The organism is Pseudoalteromonas sp. NZS127 (assembly GCF_015864805.1).
Lineage (GTDB): Bacteria > Pseudomonadota > Gammaproteobacteria > Enterobacterales > Alteromonadaceae > Pseudoalteromonas > Pseudoalteromonas nigrifaciens.
In genome coordinates this window covers 244,736-261,455 of the sequence record NZ_JADYWN010000002.1, presented here as the reverse complement: position 1 = coordinate 261,455, position 16,720 = coordinate 244,736, and the positions used below count along the sequence as shown (strand labels likewise).

General features: G+C 40.4%; 16 protein-coding genes and 1 tRNA gene. 10 read left to right on the top strand and 7 right to left on the bottom strand.

Features of this window, described 5'->3' with window-relative positions:
* Positions 1-48 precede the first annotated feature (48 nt).
* The 5 genes from I6E78_RS03090 to I6E78_RS03070 all read right to left on the bottom strand — a co-directional run bounded on the left by I6E78_RS03090 (position 49) and on the right by I6E78_RS03070 (position 4,215).
* Complete coding sequence (locus I6E78_RS03090) at positions 49-1,347, bottom strand: ATP-binding protein (RefSeq protein WP_197181906.1); 1,299 nt, start codon at positions 1,345-1,347, stop codon at positions 49-51.
* 6 nt (positions 1,348-1,353) lie between these two features.
* Positions 1,354-2,058, bottom strand: coding sequence for a response regulator transcription factor (locus I6E78_RS03085; protein WP_011327554.1), 705 nt, complete (start codon positions 2,056-2,058; stop codon positions 1,354-1,356).
* A gap of 12 nt (positions 2,059-2,070) precedes the next feature.
* Complete coding sequence (locus tag I6E78_RS03080) at positions 2,071-2,457, bottom strand: DUF3019 domain-containing protein (RefSeq protein WP_041454364.1); 387 nt, start codon at positions 2,455-2,457, stop codon at positions 2,071-2,073.
* Positions 2,447-3,304 (bottom strand): MipA/OmpV family protein, encoded by an 858-nt coding sequence (locus I6E78_RS03075; protein WP_086993499.1) that lies wholly within the window; start codon positions 3,302-3,304, stop codon positions 2,447-2,449. Before I6E78_RS03075 ends, I6E78_RS03080 begins: the two co-directional genes overlap by 11 nt.
* Before the next feature lie 92 nt (positions 3,305-3,396).
* Positions 3,397-4,215: a hypothetical protein gene (locus I6E78_RS03070; RefSeq protein WP_011327557.1), complete on the bottom strand. Its 819-nt coding sequence runs from the start codon at positions 4,213-4,215 to the stop codon at positions 3,397-3,399.
* A 114-nt stretch (positions 4,216-4,329) separates the two neighbouring features.
* Here I6E78_RS03070 and I6E78_RS03065 point away from each other — a divergent pair, with 114 nt between their 5' ends.
* Together I6E78_RS03065 and I6E78_RS03060 are read left to right on the top strand one after the other, a co-directional pair.
* The gene (locus I6E78_RS03065; RefSeq protein ID WP_011327558.1) at positions 4,330-5,475 is read left to right on the top strand and encodes a serine hydrolase domain-containing protein; all 1,146 of its coding nucleotides are present in this window, start codon (positions 4,330-4,332) and stop codon (positions 5,473-5,475) included.
* Between the two features lie 5 nt (positions 5,476-5,480).
* Positions 5,481-6,002, top strand: a complete 522-nt coding sequence (locus I6E78_RS03060; protein WP_011327559.1) for a SixA phosphatase family protein — start codon at positions 5,481-5,483, stop codon at positions 6,000-6,002.
* Positions 6,003-6,078: 76 nt separating this feature from the next.
* Here the strand turns inward: I6E78_RS03060 and yhbY are convergent, their stop codons facing one another.
* Complete coding sequence (gene yhbY, locus I6E78_RS03055; protein WP_011327561.1) at positions 6,079-6,375, bottom strand: ribosome assembly RNA-binding protein YhbY; 297 nt, start codon at positions 6,373-6,375, stop codon at positions 6,079-6,081.
* Positions 6,376-6,463: 88 nt separating this feature from the next.
* Here yhbY and rlmE point away from each other — a divergent pair, with 88 nt between their 5' ends.
* The 8 genes from rlmE (at position 6,464) to I6E78_RS03015 (ending at position 13,779) form a co-directional block, all read left to right on the top strand.
* Complete coding sequence (rlmE, locus tag I6E78_RS03050) at positions 6,464-7,093, top strand: 23S rRNA (uridine(2552)-2'-O)-methyltransferase RlmE (RefSeq protein ID WP_011327562.1); 630 nt, start codon at positions 6,464-6,466, stop codon at positions 7,091-7,093.
* 57 nt (positions 7,094-7,150) lie between these two features.
* On the top strand, positions 7,151-9,097 hold the full coding sequence (gene ftsH, locus I6E78_RS03045; protein ID WP_172459236.1) for an ATP-dependent zinc metalloprotease FtsH: 1,947 nt from the start codon (positions 7,151-7,153) through the stop codon (positions 9,095-9,097).
* 97 nt (positions 9,098-9,194) lie between these two features.
* Positions 9,195-10,040 (top strand): dihydropteroate synthase, encoded by an 846-nt coding sequence (gene folP / locus I6E78_RS03040; RefSeq protein WP_179808219.1) that lies wholly within the window; start codon positions 9,195-9,197, stop codon positions 10,038-10,040.
* Entirely contained in the window at positions 10,041-11,390 is a 1,350-nt protein-coding gene (gene glmM / locus I6E78_RS03035) for a phosphoglucosamine mutase (RefSeq protein WP_011327565.1), read from the top strand. It begins immediately after the preceding gene.
* 72 nt (positions 11,391-11,462) lie between these two features.
* Positions 11,463-12,212 (top strand): triose-phosphate isomerase, encoded by a 750-nt coding sequence (tpiA, locus tag I6E78_RS03030; protein WP_011327566.1) that lies wholly within the window; start codon positions 11,463-11,465, stop codon positions 12,210-12,212.
* Positions 12,213-12,566 carry a preprotein translocase subunit SecG gene (gene secG, locus I6E78_RS03025; protein WP_011327567.1) on the top strand — a complete coding sequence of 118 codons (354 nt, stop codon included), beginning with the start codon at positions 12,213-12,215 and terminating at the stop codon, positions 12,564-12,566.
* Positions 12,567-12,651: 85 nt separating this feature from the next.
* Positions 12,652-12,736, top strand: a tRNA-Leu gene (locus I6E78_RS03020).
* Between the two features lie 245 nt (positions 12,737-12,981).
* The gene (locus I6E78_RS03015; RefSeq protein ID WP_197181905.1) at positions 12,982-13,779 is read left to right on the top strand and encodes an SDR family NAD(P)-dependent oxidoreductase; all 798 of its coding nucleotides are present in this window, start codon (positions 12,982-12,984) and stop codon (positions 13,777-13,779) included.
* A 226-nt stretch (positions 13,780-14,005) separates the two neighbouring features.
* Here the strand turns inward: I6E78_RS03015 and I6E78_RS03010 are convergent, their stop codons facing one another.
* The gene (locus I6E78_RS03010) at positions 14,006-16,363 is read right to left on the bottom strand and encodes a TonB-dependent receptor (RefSeq protein ID WP_197181904.1); all 2,358 of its coding nucleotides are present in this window, start codon (positions 16,361-16,363) and stop codon (positions 14,006-14,008) included.
* Positions 16,364-16,720: the final 357 nt, after the last annotated feature.

The following is a 16,720-nucleotide window of genomic DNA, read 5'->3' as shown; positions in this document are numbered from 1 at the left end:
TAACAGCTTGATATTGTTTAATAATTGTTAATTTACAGTGTGTAGCCTTTACTTTACACTAGGGTGTTGTTGAGCTATTTTCAGGGTAAAACAAGCTCCACCTAACTGCTTACTTTTGCCTGCATAAACACGGCCGTGATGCCAGTCAGCTACTTTTTCAACAATTGCTAATCCGAGGCCATAACTTTTATCAGCTCGATTGCGGTGATTGTTTTCGCGAAAAAAAGGGCTAAATACTTTGCTAAAGTTTTCAGCTGCTATGCCTGGGCCATCGTCCTCTACGGTAATAATAATATGTTGCTCATTGACAGTGGCACTTACATAAATATGTTGCAGGGCAAAGTCGCAGGCATTATTAATTAAATTAGTAACGGCTCTGGCAAGCCAATGTAAGTCGGCATAAATAACATCGTTACTACTATTAAGTTGCACACTGAGTTTGTGGGAGTCTAATTTAGGCGATAGCTGCGCTAAAATATCTTCAAAGTAGCTGCGCATATGGGTTGCAGAGTAGGTTAAGCGGTTGGCATTTTGTTCTAGCGTGGCAAAGGCTAGGTAGCTTTTTAGCATAGACTCCATATGGTCTAAGTCATTTTCCATGCGGGTTAAATATTGCTTCACTTTTGGCATGTCATTGCTATCTATTGCAGCATCTAAACCAAATCGCAGGCAAGCTATGGGGGTGCGAATGTCATGGGATAAACTCGAAGCCATTAGCTTATTTTCAGCAACCAGCTTTTCTATTTGACTCGCCATACGGTTAAAGGTGAGCTCTACATCTTTTATATACGTGAAATGAGAGACTTTGATACGAGTTTTAACATCACCCGATGCAAATTTTTTAGCTGCTTCATTTAACACGCTCAAGCGTTTGGCTAAGGGATAAATAATAAAGCCCATAAATACACACAGCCCAGCGTAAAATAATAAGGTTAGAATAATATCGTCGCGTTGCTCTGCTTCAAATGAGTTATCGAGGCGCATAGATAAATGATAAGGGCTTAATGCTTGGTTGCTATAAAGCATATGAAAACCCTGTTCGCCCTCTAAAATTAACCCACCATGGGTTTGCATTTGCATAAGTAAGGCAGGGCTAAGCGCTAAAGTGTCGTTTAGCTTATAGGTAAGCGGCAGGCTAAAGTCGTTGGCTAACTTTGTAACATAATTACTGCGCTTTGTAGGGGGGAGAGTAGCAAGCTGCTTGCTAAACCCTGCAATCATTTTACTTTGCATGCTAAATTCGTCTAAAGGGGCGTGTGTATTTTGACTAAAAGCGTCAATAAGCCAGCCTAAAACAATAATCGAAAGCAGTGCGCTGCTAAGCAGTGCAATATAAAACTTTTTCATTTGTAGCTACCAAGCAGTGGCAACGAGTAAATAACCTCGTCCCCAAATTGTTTTAATTTTTTCAGGGTTTTGCGGATCGTCATTAAACTTTTTACGTAGCGCAGAAATAAGCACATCAACACTTCTATCAAGGCCGTCGTACTCGCGTCCTTTGGTTGCTTTAAACACCGCATCGCGTGATACAACTTGCCCTGCGTTACTGGCTAAGTAATGCAGCAATAAATACTCAGCGCTAGATATATTTATATCGATATCGTTAAGTTTAACGCTTCGCGACTCACTATTAATGCTCAAAGCCCCTACATTAATAATACTATGCTGTTTATGAGATTGGCTGCTTTGGGTGGTGAGCCTAAGGGCTGACTTTATTCTTGCTAGTAATGCACGAGGGCGTACCGGTTTCATTATGTAGTCACTGGCACCTACCTCTAAGCCAATCACTTCATCCATTTCGTCATCACGAGCTGTTAGCATAATAATAGGAGCTTGATAAAAGCTACGTAGCTCGCGACAAACGCTTATGCCGTCTAACCCAGGAAGCATAATATCAAGTAGTATTAACTGCGGTTTCAAGGTTTTAACTTGGCCAACAACTTCATCACCGCGATGACAAACATGTACACAATAGCCTTGTTCTGTTAAATATTCAGCCACCCATTGTGCCAAAGAAATATCATCTTCAACGAGTAAAATAGTACCGTAATTATCCATAAGACTTCCTTATTAAAACAATCGCCAACGGCGTTTTTTCTGCCTGTTTTGATAAACCCACTGTAACTTTACTTCAGTGGTGGCTATGACTTTTGCAGTATTACTATCAAATAATTCAAATGATAAGCTCTGCTCAGAGTCAAATGCATAATTAAAAACGCCGTGTTGCTGCTTAAGCCAACATTGCATAATATATTTTGAGGTAGCGTCTCGTAAGCAGTAGTTACCTATTGTGGGCTGCTGCCATGATAAAACCACTTCAGTATAACAGTGGCGGCCTTCACGTAGTGCCACGCAGGTATTAGGTATTGCACTAAGTGCGGTTACCTCTTGGGGCACCTCGGCGAGTAAACTGCCAGGGTAAGCTAATAGTAAATAACACCAGCGTCTAAAATACATAACGCACGCCTAGCTTGGCTTTGTGTTGGTACCCTTGAGAAATAATAGGGCTGTCGTCAATTTCTTTAGAAAATAAAGTCGTTAACCAGCCGGCTAAAAACACCCAGTCTTGGTTAAGCGGGTACTCAGCATGAAACTCAAGCATAATGCTGCTGCTGGCATTGGTTTTATAGGCAGGACGCAGCAAGGTAACTTCACTTTGCTCAATACCAAAATAATAGTTAGTAAAGTCAGCAGAATAGGCACTAAAGCCTATGCCTGAGCGAAACTCCCAGTTACGCCAAGGTTGTATTTTGCTAAAAAAAGAATTAAATACCCAGCCATTGTGGGCGTTTGAAATGTCATGCAAAAATTCAATAGAAACCTGTGAGCCATCAAATCTGTGGGTAAATCTAAGGCCTGTATTAAAGTCATACTTACGCTTTTTAATGCCGCGTAATTCCTCAACCACACCATTGTTATAAAACCCCAAGCCTTTTTGACCAAACCCAGCTTGGGCGTTAGCACCGATTATATCGAGCTCCCAATTATATTTGTTAATTAGACTGTAGCCTATAACAAGGCCGCCGCTGAGTTGGTTATGGTCATAATCGAGATAAAAGTTATCAAAAGAAACCGCAAGGCTGAGATCTAATTCAATACCATCGTCATAGGAGTCCATGCCGATAAGGTAAGAGTCTTCAATATAATAACCAGTACCGGCGCTCCAGTCCCATGCAAAGCCTTGAATAGGCTCCAAGGTATTATCAGCATAATAGCGGTTACTGGCAGTACTATGGGCACTAAATACACAGGCAAATAATAAGCAGGTGTAACATAAAAAATAGCTAAGTATTGAGTGCTTCATCCTTGGAACCTAAATAAGTAATGATTATAAAGCGTAGTATATTGTTAAACGTTCCTTTAAACCTGTAAAAAAATGTAGTGTTTAACTTACGCTTATATCACTTTAATTTTGTCGATTAATATACTGCTTAAATAAAACTGCATCATTGGTGCTAAAGCACTTATTTCTGTGCGAGTACACGGGCCTTGCACTTTAGTCAGTGTGCTAAGCTTGCTCATTGTATTATATTTAGGAATAGTTACCTTTGTATTTGCCTCGGCGCGTGCTAAACGTGCTTGTTCGGTATTTTGCTGGTGGACAAAGGCGACTACTTCAAGTTCATTAGTGATTTTTTGCTCTTCGGTAAAACTATAAATCAGTGATTCACGATGAAAGCTAGTGCTATCTAAAGATGATTTTGCAAACCAAACAACATCACCAGAGGCTTTATGCGTTAAGCGCATGCTAACTTGCGCTAAAATAGTTGCACACTGCTGGGTTGGAAATTGCTGTGCAACTTTAGAGTATAGAGCATAAGGTTGTTTGGGCTGATTTAACGTGTATTTACTATCATCGGTAAACGACAGATCAACTTGATGAATAGCAAGTGTGTAATCACTATCGTTTTTAGTAGTTACTTTTAGTTGTTTGTCATTGAGCGCTTGGCTTATTTGCGCCAGTAAAGTGTCGGTTACACTTACTCTGTCGGTAACAATTTTAACCGTTTGGTTTTTCATTACTTTATGAGCTGGTAATTGCACTGACTTTACTTTAGGCGAGGTGTGTTGTGCCTCATACTCCAGTTGGTATGTCTGACTTTTTAACATTGGCTTTAAGGGCATTGCCAATGGCTCAGCAGGCTGATTTGTTGTTGTGGTTATAGCGCAACCCGATGAAAATAATATAAAAAGTGGTACAACTAAAAAACGCATAAATACTTCACACTCAGTAAAAGGCCAATAATCAACATATTGTACGTTAGTCTTGACAAAAGTTCATGATATTATATGCATAGAAGCAATTAAAAAAAGAAAAAACAGCCACCGATGAAGTACCTTAATTACTCGATTTATTACCTGCTCGCCTTTTGTATTTTAATAACCCACTCAGAGGTTGCTGCAAATGTAGATCCAGATTGGCCTGCATTTGTAAAAAAATATGGGCGTTACGCAGAAAAAAAGCTTAAACGAAAAGGTATACCTGGCGCGGCTTTATCGATTGTTAATATGCAGTCGAGTGATTATATTCATACCATGGGCTTTACCAAAGTGGGTAGCTCTCAAAGGGTTAATCAACATACACGTTTTAGATTAGCATCAGTATCTAAAACCTTTGCAGGATCGTTAGCTGCTAAGCTTGCAAGTGAAGGGGAAATAGATTTATACCAGCCTATTAGCGACTATATTCCTGAATTTGCTAACACCGACTACAAAGATAATTTAAAGGTTTATCATATTTTAAGTCACTCTAGTGGCCTAGTTCCCAACGCCTACGATAACCTAATTGAATCACGAATGAGTTATCCAGATATTGTTGAAAAGCTACTTACGGTAGCACCCATATGCGATCCTGGGCAGTGTTATGGCTATCAAAATGTGATGTTTAGTTTAATTGACGATGTAATTTTAAGGAGTACTCATAAAAGTTACTCTCAGTGGCTAAATGACGCTATTTTTACGCCCTTAAAAATGCATGACACTAGTTTAGGCTACGACGCTATGGTGCAAGATAAAAACTACGCATTTCCACATGTAAGAGGGAAAAAACGTTGGTATAGCGCTAAGCTGAAAAAAAATTATTATAAAGTAGCCCCCGCTGCAGGCATAAATGCCAGTGCTGCCGATATGGCAATATGGCTAAAGGCGCAATTAGGTCAGTACCCAAATGTATTATCGCTCGATGCATTAGCGGTACAAACACGTCCCTATACGCATACCAAAAAAGAGCAATACCGACGAGTATGGAAAGGTCATCTTAGTGAGGCTTTTTATGGGCTAGGTTGGCGAGTATATAACTACGATGATGAAACCCTTTATTACCATAGTGGTTGGGTGCAAGGCTATCGCACCGATTTAGTGGTTTTTCCTCATTTAAATGTGGGTTTTAGCTTAATAATAAATGCCGAAACTGGGGTGATAAATGAACTTACAACAGAGTTTATAAATAGAGTGCTTAAATATAAGCGAGGCTAAAAATCATGATTAAAGATAAAAGGCTTTTAATCTTGGCGCTACTGGTTATGGTGTTTAATAGCCAATTTGTATTTGCCGCCCCAGATAAGATTTATTTATTTCGCCACAGTGAAAAACAAGCCGGTAAAAACCCGTCGCTTACAGTGCTTGGCGCACAACGTGCACAGTATTTGGTACAGTTAATAAAACAACATAAAAACGTGCAGCTATTTAGCAGCAATTATAAGCGTACATTACAAACAGCAGCGCCAATGGCTACTTACTTAAGCACTACAGTAAAAATGTATGATGCAGCTGATTTAGCTTCACTTGAAAGTAAACTACTAAAATTACAGGGTGTTGTAATTGTTGTAGGACACAGTAATACCACGCCTGAACTTACGGCACTGCTTTCAAAAGGTACGGTGAGTGCTATGTCTGAAGATGAGTTTTCGCGCTATTACATACTAGATAAAATACGCGATAAAGCCCCAAAAGATGCACCACAATATAGGGTCAGTGAACTCACTATGGATTTTAATCATTAATTTAAAAGTGACAGATAATAAAAAACCAGCGGGTGCTGGTTTTTTTATATTACCGGGTAAATCCTACAAGTAGTGTTTAGCCACGCGGTAATTTAATTTTTTTCTCTTCACTTTGGCGGTAAAGCACAATAGTGTGACCAATTGATTGTAATTTAGTTGCACCAGTTTCACGCACAATTGCTTCAAAAATGAGCGCTTTAGTTTCGCGATCATCAGTTGGAACCTTCACTTTAATTAATTCGTGAATTTCTAATGCGCTTTGAATTTCTACTACTACGCCTTCGGTTAAACCGTTAGAACCTAGTAAAACTACAGGCTTGAGGCTATGTGCCTGACCTTTTAAAAACTGCTTTTGTTTGTTTGATAATGTCATGTTTATACAAATTTTGCTGAATATGGCTTGAATTAAGGGTATTCTACCGCCATCTAAAGAATATTACTAATTAGTTGCGTGTTAATTTATGACAAATAAAAAACAGTCAGCCAGTTCACAGCGATGGCTGAAAGAACATTTTGATGATAAATATGTTCAAGAGGCGCAAAAAAAAGGTTGGCGTTCTCGAGCTGTTTTTAAATTAGATGAGGTCCAAAGTAGAGACAAGTTACTCCGCCCAGCAATGACTGTTGTTGATTTGGGGGCTGCACCGGGTAGTTGGTCACAATACTTGGCAGAAAAAGTAGGAGATAAAGGACAAGTTATAGCGTGCGATATCCTCCCTATGGATTCATTAGCGGGTGTTGACTTTTTACAAGGCGACTTTCGTGAAGAAGCAGTGTTAAGTGCATTGTTAAAACGTATTGATGGCAAAAATGTTGATGTGGTACTCTCTGACATGGCACCAAATATGAGTGGTAACAATTCGGTTGATCAAGCTGGTAGCATGTATTTGGTCGAGCTTGCACTGGATATGTGTAATCAAGTATTAAAGAAAAATGGTGCATTTATTGTTAAAGTATTCCAAGGTGAAGGCTTTGATCAGTTCTTGCAAGATGTACGTAATAGTTTTAAAACAGTGAAGATACGTAAACCAGATGCCTCGCGCGCCCGTTCACGGGAAGTATATATAGTAGCGACTGGATATAAACTGTAGTACAGTTGTTGGGCGTTTAGTTGAATTTAAATTAATTGGATACAAGAGGTTAACCCCTTGAGCGATATGGCAAAAAATCTAATACTCTGGCTGGTTATTGCAGTTGTGCTGATGTCAGTATTTCAGAGCTTTAATGGCGGCGATCAAGTAGATCGTCAAACAAGTTATAGTCAATTTGTTAAAGATGCCCGCAGTGGCTCTATACAAGAAGTGGCAATTGAAAGTACCAGTGGCACAATTACAGGTACTAAAACCAGTGGCGAACGTTTTCAAACGATTATGCCTATTTACGACAAAGACATTTTAAATGATTTGTTAAAAAGTAACGTCAATGTGAAAGGGGTTAAACCTGAAGAGCAGTCATTTTTAGCAAGTATATTTATTTCTTGGTTCCCAATGATACTGCTTATTGGTGTGTGGATATTTTTCATGCGTCAAATGCAAGGCGGTGGCGGTAAAGGCGCAATGTCGTTTGGTAAGAGCAAAGCGCGCTTAATGAGCGAAGATCAAATTAAAACCACTTTCGCCGATGTTGCTGGCTGTGATGAAGCAAAAGAAGATGTATCAGAATTGGTAGATTTTTTACGCGACCCATCAAAATTCCAAAAATTAGGTGGCAGCATTCCTAAAGGCGTGTTGATGGTTGGTCCTCCTGGTACAGGTAAAACGTTACTTGCTAAAGCCGTTGCTGGTGAAGCAAAAGTGCCGTTCTTTACTATTTCTGGTTCGGACTTTGTTGAAATGTTTGTTGGTGTGGGCGCATCTCGCGTACGAGATATGTTCGAGCAAGCTAAAAAAGCATCACCCTGTATTATCTTTATTGATGAAATAGATGCTGTAGGTCGTAAACGTGGTGCTGGTATGGGCGGCGGTAACGACGAACGTGAGCAAACGCTAAACCAAATGCTAGTAGAAATGGATGGTTTTGGTGGTAACGAAGGTATTATCGTTATTGCTGCAACTAACCGCCCAGACGTATTAGATCCAGCCTTACTTCGTCCGGGTCGTTTTGACCGCCAAGTTGAAGTTGGCTTACCTGATATTCGTGGTCGTGAGCAAATACTTAAAGTACATATGCGTAAAGTGCCATTAGGCGACAACGTTGAAGCAGCTTTAATTGCACGCGGTACACCGGGTTTTTCAGGTGCTGATTTAGCAAACCTAGTAAACGAAGCTGCACTCTATGCGGCACGCGGTAATAAACGTGTTGTTAGTATGGCTGAGTTTGACGCTGCTAAAGATAAAATCATGATGGGCGCTGAGCGCAAAACCATGGTGATGAGCGAGCAAGAAAAAGCCATGACAGCGTACCACGAAGCTGGCCATGCTATTGTTGGTCGTATGGTGCCAGAGCATGATCCTGTTTATAAAGTATCTATAATTCCACGTGGCCGTGCGCTAGGTGTAACTATGTACTTGCCTGAACAAGACCGTGTAAGCCATTCGAAAGAATTGCTAGAGTCGATGATCTCAAGCCTGTATGGCGGACGTATCGCAGAAGCACTTATTTATGGTGCAGATAAAGTAACCACAGGTGCTAGTAACGATATTGAACGTGCGAGTGATATTGCCCGTAAAATGGTAACGCACTGGGGTTTAAGTGAAAAACTTGGACCACTACTTTACGCAGAAGATCAAAACGATATGTACATGGGCGGTGGCCGCTCTATGAGTATATCGGACGAAACAGCTAAAATTATCGATAGCGAAGTACGCTTATTATCAGATCGTAACTATCAGCGAGCAGAAGCGATATTAAAAGAAAATATCGATATTCTACACGCAATGAAAGATGCGCTGATGAAGTACGAAACGATTGATGCTAAGCAAATTGATGATTTAATGGCGCGCCAAGAAGTTCGTGAACCACGCGATGCGCATGACCGCCATGAAAAAAAGCCAGTTAAAGAAGATGTTTCAGCAGAAAAATTAGTTGATGAAGATCAAAAACCAACTGATGAAGCTAAAAAAGATGAAACAAACCTTGATGACAAAGCTGAATAATCGTTAAAATAGCTAAACTAAAAGCCCCGAACCTCGGGGCTTTTTTGTATCAAACGTATAAAATAAACTTCAGCTAATTCAAACAAAAAAGGTCATCATGAATAATTTACTAAACTTGCCTCGCAAACGTACACTAAGTTTGGCAAATCCAGTAATTATGGGAATACTTAATGTTACTCCCGATTCATTTTCAGATGGCGGGAAGTTTATAGACCCTGATATTGCGCTGCAGCGTGCGCTGCAATTGTTAGACGACGGGGCGCAAATTATAGATATTGGCGGAGAGTCGACTCGCCCAGGTGCTCCTGATGTGAGCCTTGAGGATGAATTAGCACGTGTAATACCAGCGATTAAAGCAATTCGTGAAAACAGTGATTGCGTTATATCTATTGATACCAGTAAAGCACAAGTAATGCACCAAGCTATTTTAGCTGGGGCCGATATTGTTAATGACGTACGTGCATTACAAGAAAGCGACGCACTGAACGTAGTGGCGCAGTTTCCTGATGTTGCGGTGTGTTTAATGCATATGCAAGGCCAACCTCGCAGCATGCAGGCAGCGCCGCACTATGATGATTTATTTACAGATATAAAACAGTTTTTTAGTCAGCGTATTGCTGCGTGTAAAACAGCGGGGATTAAGCAAACACAACTTATTCTTGATCCTGGTTTTGGTTTTGGTAAAACACTCAGCCACAATTACCAACTACTGGCGCAGTTTAATGACTTTAATCAGTTTGGTTTACCGTTATTAGCGGGATTATCGCGTAAGTCGATGATTGGCAACTTATTAAATAGAAATACAAATGAGCGATTGGCCGGCAGTTTAGCGGGCGCATTAATCGCAGCACAAAATGGTGCGCATATTATTCGTGTACACGACGTAAAAGAAACCGCAGATGTACTTAACGTACTACAAGCCTGCAAACAAGGAGTACTTTAAATGAAAGAAAGAAAATATTTTGGCACCGATGGTGTACGCGGACTCGTGGGTGAGCATCCTATAAATCCTGAGTTTGCAATGAAACTAGGTTGGGCTGCGGGCCGTGTCCTATCAGAAAATGGCACTAAAAAAGTGATGATAGGTAAAGATACCCGCATTTCAGGCTATATGTTAGAAACCGCATTACAAGCAGGGTTAATTGCAGCAGGAATCGATGTTGTATTACTGGGACCTATGCCAACCCCTGCGATTGCTTATTTAGCACAAACATTTAGAGCCGAAGCCGGCATAGTGATTAGTGCATCGCACAACCCGTATTACGATAACGGTATAAAGTTTTTTAACTGTCGCGGTTTAAAGCTTGATGACAAAGTAGAGCTTGAAATTGAAGCCATGCTTGATGAACCAATGACTTGTGTTGAGTCAGATAAATTAGGTAAAGCGAGTCGCTTAACTAGCGCTGATGGTCGTTATATCGAATTCTGTAAAAGCCAATTTCCACAAAGCTTGTCGCTTGAAGGATTAAAAATTGTACTCGATTGTGCCAATGGCGCAACTTACCATATTGCACCATCAGTTATGCGCGAACTAGGTGCAAATATAATCACGCATGCGTGTGAGCCCAATGGTGTAAATATTAACCATGAATGCGGCGCTACTCACGTAGATACCCTAAAACGTAAAGTGCTTGAACATAATGCAGATGTGGGCATTGCCTATGATGGCGATGGCGACCGTGTAATGATGGTTGATCATAATGGTCGAGTGTTTGATGGTGATGACTTAGTGTATATTATTGCCTGCCAAGCAGCGCAAGATGATAATTTAGGTGGTGGTGTTGTTGGCACTGTTATGTCAAACATGGGCCTTGAGAATGCATTGAAAGCCAAAGGTATTGAATTTGCACGCAGTAAAGTAGGCGACCGTTATGTAATGGAATTGCTACAACAAAAAGGCTGGACTATTGGCGGCGAAAGTTCGGGCCATGTATTAAACCTTGATTTAATAAGCACCGGCGATGGCATTATTTCAAGCTTGCAAGTACTAGCTGCTATGGTTGCGCAAAATAAAACATTACAAGACTTAGGTACTGGTTTTACTAAGTACCCAATGAAAATGATTAACGTACGTTACACCCCAGGTACAGATCCGACAAAAGCGCCTGCAGTATTAGCTGCAGTAGCAGAGGTTGAGCAAACTTTAGGTGAAAAGGGGCGTGTGTTACTACGTAAATCAGGCACTGAACCTGTTGTACGTGTTATGGTTGAGGCCGAACAAGAGAAGTTAGTAATCGACAGCGCAGAAAAAATAGCCGCGGTTGTTGAATCTATGAGCAAACAAACTGATTGATAACAATAACCTCTTGTAACTTTGGGCGAGTCGAGTTAATATCTCGACCGCTTTCTCATGTGGAGTGGAAAAATGGCAGCACGCAAGGCGATGGTCGCAGGCAATTGGAAAATGAATGGCTCTTTAGAGCTGGTTAAACAAATGTCTGATGCTATTAACAATGTTAAATCAAACGAGATAGACATTGTTTTATTTCCTCCGTTTCCGTTAGTGTCAGCAATGATAGCCAGCGGTGTTTCAACGGGAACTCAAACTGTGTCAGAAAATACCCCCGGTGCATTTACCGGTGAAGTTGATGCACAACTTATTAAAGAGTTGGGCGCCCAATATGTATTAGTAGGTCACTCAGAGCGTCGTAGTATATACAAAGAAAGCAATGATGTCGTAGCTGCAAAATTTGCTCGCGCACAACAAGTTGGTTTAACGCCAATTTTATGTGTTGGAGAGAGCGAAAGTGAGCAAGAAAACGGTAAAACAGAACAAATAGTTGCTGCACAAATTGATGCAGTAATTGAAAAATTAGGTGTAGCAGCACTCAAAGATTCTGTGATAGCATATGAACCCGTTTGGGCCATAGGCACAGGTAAGACTGCATCGCCAGAACAGGCACAAAGCGTTCATAAATTTATCCGTGACAAAATCGCTTCATTAAACAGCGATTTAGCACAAGGGCTAACCATCTTATATGGTGGTAGCGTTAACGAAAAAAATAGCGAATTATTATTTGCACAAACAGATATAGACGGCGGCCTAATTGGTGGCGCAAGTTTAAAAGCAGATTCATTTACTGCTATCTGCAACAGTGCAAAAGGGACCGTATAAATGTACGAAATTTTACTAGTAGTTTATTTAGTTGTAGCTTTAGCGCTTGTTGGAATGGTTTTAATCCAGCAAGGTAAAGGTGCCGATATGGGTTCTTCATTTGGCGCGGGTGCTTCGTCAACTGTTTTCGGATCATCAGGTGCAGGTAACTTTATGACTAAAACAACGACAGTTTTAGCTTCTGTGTTTTTTATATTAAGCATAGTACTGGGCAACCTTACTGCAAGTCATATTAAAAAGACTGATGAATGGGAAAACCTTGAAGCAGCACCAGCTTTAGAAACAGTTATTCCTGTTGAAGAAGATGTGCCAGTTACATCTTCGAAAGAGCAACGCTCTGACGTACCAAATTAATTTAGCGTAAAAGCTAAAACGTTAAACGATTTATACTCCTCAAATAAATCATAAAGTTTAACACCTAAGCGCAAGCTTAAAAAATGCGGATGTGGTGGAATTGGTAGACACGCCACCTTGAGGGGGTGGTGCTTTAGGGCATGGGGGTTCAAGTCCCCCCATCCGCACCAAATTTAAAACCCAGTAACTAACGTTGCTGGGTTTTTTGCTTTTAGCTAACGTTAACCTTTATTACCACAAAATCTCCTCACAAAATCACTTATTTAATCTAACAACAGATGCTTTTAGAACACACATTATTACTTGTGTAATCAGTTATGTAGCATTTTCATATAACAATAAAATCCTTGGTCCATTTAAACTATGCCGCAATGCTAAATTGATGCTAAGTTAAATAAAAAATAGGAGATAATTTGTGTCAAAAGTAGCGTTTATTTCAGGTGCAAGTAGAGGTATAGGTCGTGCAACAGCCATCGCATTTGCAAAAGCAGGCTATCGAGTAGCAATAACAGCTCGTGAATTAGATAGCGAGGTAGCACAGCAAAGTACGCAAGGGAGTTTAAAACAAACAGCCCAAATGATGGAGCAATTAGGTTGTGAGGTCATTGCGATAAAAATGGATTTACTTGATTTTAACTCCGTTGCTAATGCTCTAAAGCAGGTGTTTGAACACTTTGGTAAAATTGACGTGGTTGTTAATAATGCTATTTATCAGGGGGCTGGCCTTAATGCTTCTTTATTAGATGTAACGCAGCAAACGCTTGAAAAAGTTGCTAGAGGTTACATAGGCGCGCCAGTGCAAATAGCACAAGCTGTTTTACCAAGTATGTTAGCGCAACAAAGCGGTTGTATAATAAATATAACCTCGGGAGCGGGTGAAAAAGATCCGCCTATTCCTGCATCTAAAGGGGGCTGGGGTTATGCATACGGTGCAGGTAAGGCTGCAGTGTCGCGACTGTCGGGTATTATTTGCCGTGAACATGGTCATCAAGGTATTCGCGCTTTTACAGTAAACCCGGGAGTTGTTAACACTGAAACGCTAAGAGCGACTATTGGCGATCAGGGTATTAAAGGCTTGCAGCAGGCTGTAGCCGAACCGGATGAAATAGGTAATGTATTGTTATGGATTGCAGATAACTCTGCAGCAGATGAGCTGCAGTACAGTACCATCTCCGCACAAAAGTTAGCGCGCGAGTTAAACCTACCTAAATAATCGAACCTCATATAATCTTGCTGCTTTGTGCTAGGTCAATTAAGCGCAATTACAGCAAGGTTATAATTAATATAACTTTATATCCTACCTACCAAATTATGCGTATTAACCCTATCTCAACGATCATTACTGTGCAAATACAGCTGTATTCGTAGCAACAATAGCAGCACAAATAAAAAGGCCTTAATAAATATTAAGGCCCTTCTTCACTATAATAATTATTTAATTAATACTCAAAACTAACATCTATGCCATAGGTTCTTGGCGTACCGTATGCCTGCGCATCAAAGAAGTTAAAGTTTGAACCAAATACAATGTACTCTTCATCGGTAATATTTTTCCCCCAAAGCGATACTTTAAGGTTTGAACGCTCACCTATCTTGATATTAGATAATGTTAGGCGTGCATTGAGTAGCGCATAGTTATCACCCACTAAGCTTGGGTCAGATACAGAAAATTGATAGTCATCCACCATCACATAGTTTGTATTGAGTGCTAAGTTACCAAAGTCTAATTCGGCTATAGTCCAATTCATTGCAACAGATGCCGAATAAGAGGTGTTGTCGGTAAATGTAATATCACTGTATTTCGTATCTAAATACCCAAGGCTGGTGGTAAAGAATAGGCTGTCGGTAGCAGCAAATTTAGCATCAATCTCGATCCCCTTATTTTTCGACTCACCAGTATTAAGTGAACGACGAATACTGCCATCGAAAATGGTTTTTTGTAGGTTAGTGTTATTATTTAAAAATACAGCGGTATTAAGCATTAAACGGTCATCCAGCAGCATTGCTTTAACACCAACCTCATACGCTGTGGTATCTTCAGGATCGGCAGGTGTTAGTGTTCCTTCATAGTTTGCTTCGCCCATATTTGCTGGATTAAGATAAGCAAATCGGTCGATAGAACCTGGGTTGTAAACCCCTGCAGCGTACCCTTGTGAGATACTAGCGTACATAGTTAAATCTTGATCTACTACATAATTAAATAGCAGTGATCCCACTGTTTTTGACCAGTCAGTTTCAGAGTGTAAATCGTTTCTTAACATTGCATCATGCTTTGCTACGTTAGTCAGAGATTTGGTATCTTTTGTATAGCGTATCCCTGCAACCACATTTAACTCGTCCGTTAATTTATAATCAACATTGGTAAAAAGCGCCGATGATTTAGCGTTTACTTTATAAAAGCTACCCCATGGTAGTGAGCCGGTGAATAATACGTTAGCGCCTTGGCCTGTAAAAATACCTATATTCCACGGGTTGTTTTCTTCACCTTCTTCACTGAAGTAATAATACCCAGCTACGTACTTTAAATCACCTTCTAAAAACTGACCGAGTAGTTGAAATTCTTGTGATTTTTGCTCTTGTGATTTCACGCTAGTATATTGAAACGCCGGAATAGCAAGCACGTCACTGGTGTCAACACTTGGTGGCGAAGTACTGAAATCTAAAGCTGGAGCAAAATAAGCACCGCCATCGGTATCGTAACCTTCGCTTAAATCTGAGTCATAGCTGCGAAATGAGCTAATCGATTTAAAGGTATGGTTGTCAGAAAAATCCCATTCAAACGTTAAGTTGTGTCCTTCAATATCAACATACTCACGGCCATGTTGATCTAATTCAAACTCGGTTTGACGGCCAGGCGCTTTCTCATTGGCGGCCATCATTGCAAATACGTTGCCGGCATAGAGCTTACCCGTAGATAGGTCCATAGTGGGTACATTTGGATCTGTATATTGCGGGCGCACATTGCTAATTTGTACAGGCATAGCTACTGAACTGCCATCAGTATTGTCATAGCTGTAGTTAACGGTAAAATCATCACCGGTATAACGCAGTGCAACACGCAGTGCATCAACATCTTCTGCACCTAAGTTTTTTTCTTTTGCACCAGCAAAGGTATTGGTAGCCCAACCATCATGCTCACTGGTCATATACGTAAGTCTGGCGGTAAAATTACCAATTGCGCCGGTATCAATTGATGTGGTTGAGCTAAGTAAGCTGTTATTGCCTACAGTAACCTTTTGCTTAAATTGAAAGTCATCTGATGGTTTTCTAGTGACTAAGTTAAGCGCACCACCGGTTGTATTTTTACCCCAAAGTGTACCTTGAGGTCCACGTAGTATTTCCATACGCTCTAAATCAACGATATTAAAAATAGCCCCAGAGTTACGTGCTAAATAAACGCCATCTAAATAAATACCTACTTTAGGGTCAATCGCTAATGAAGGTTCAGATGTCCCTAGGCCGCGAATATCCATGCCAACGTTAAAGGTACTACCATATGGAGGAAAAATTTTGACGTTGGGTGCTTGCGCATTAACATCACTGATATCTTCAATACCCAGGTTTTCTATTGCTTCAGCGTTAAAAGCGGTAATGGCGATAGGCGTTTCTTGTAATGTGCTAATACGTTTTTGGGCTGTTACCGAAACACGCTCAATGCCTTTAACTGCGGTCTGTTTAGCTTCGGCCTGCTCTGGTTCTTGCGCTGCAAATACCTGACCAGATACAGCACATGCAATAGCAAACGCTAACGGTTTTATAGTGAGATTTGATGCAAACCTATTGTCATTTAAATTCATTACACTTCCTCGATGATTTTTTATATTTATTTCAGCGATAGGCATTCACTAACTACTGCAACCCTCATTGAGTAAAGCTTATCAAAGAGGAAATGCCTAACCGCTATTTTGTTGTACTTTTTTTACACTGCGGTTTGAAAGTAGCGATAAGTGATCTGTTGAGCATCACGCATTTGGACTATGTGTAAATAAGAGGTAAACAAACTGCTGCTTTGGTGTTGTTTTATAAGCGTTATATAAGTTAGTGCCCGTTGCCGTATTTGTTCACTTGAGTTTCACACCCATATTTCAACCCCATTCCTTTTGTTAAGCTATTGAATTTAAAGTGATATCACTGAGTTGGGAAATGTTGTTCTT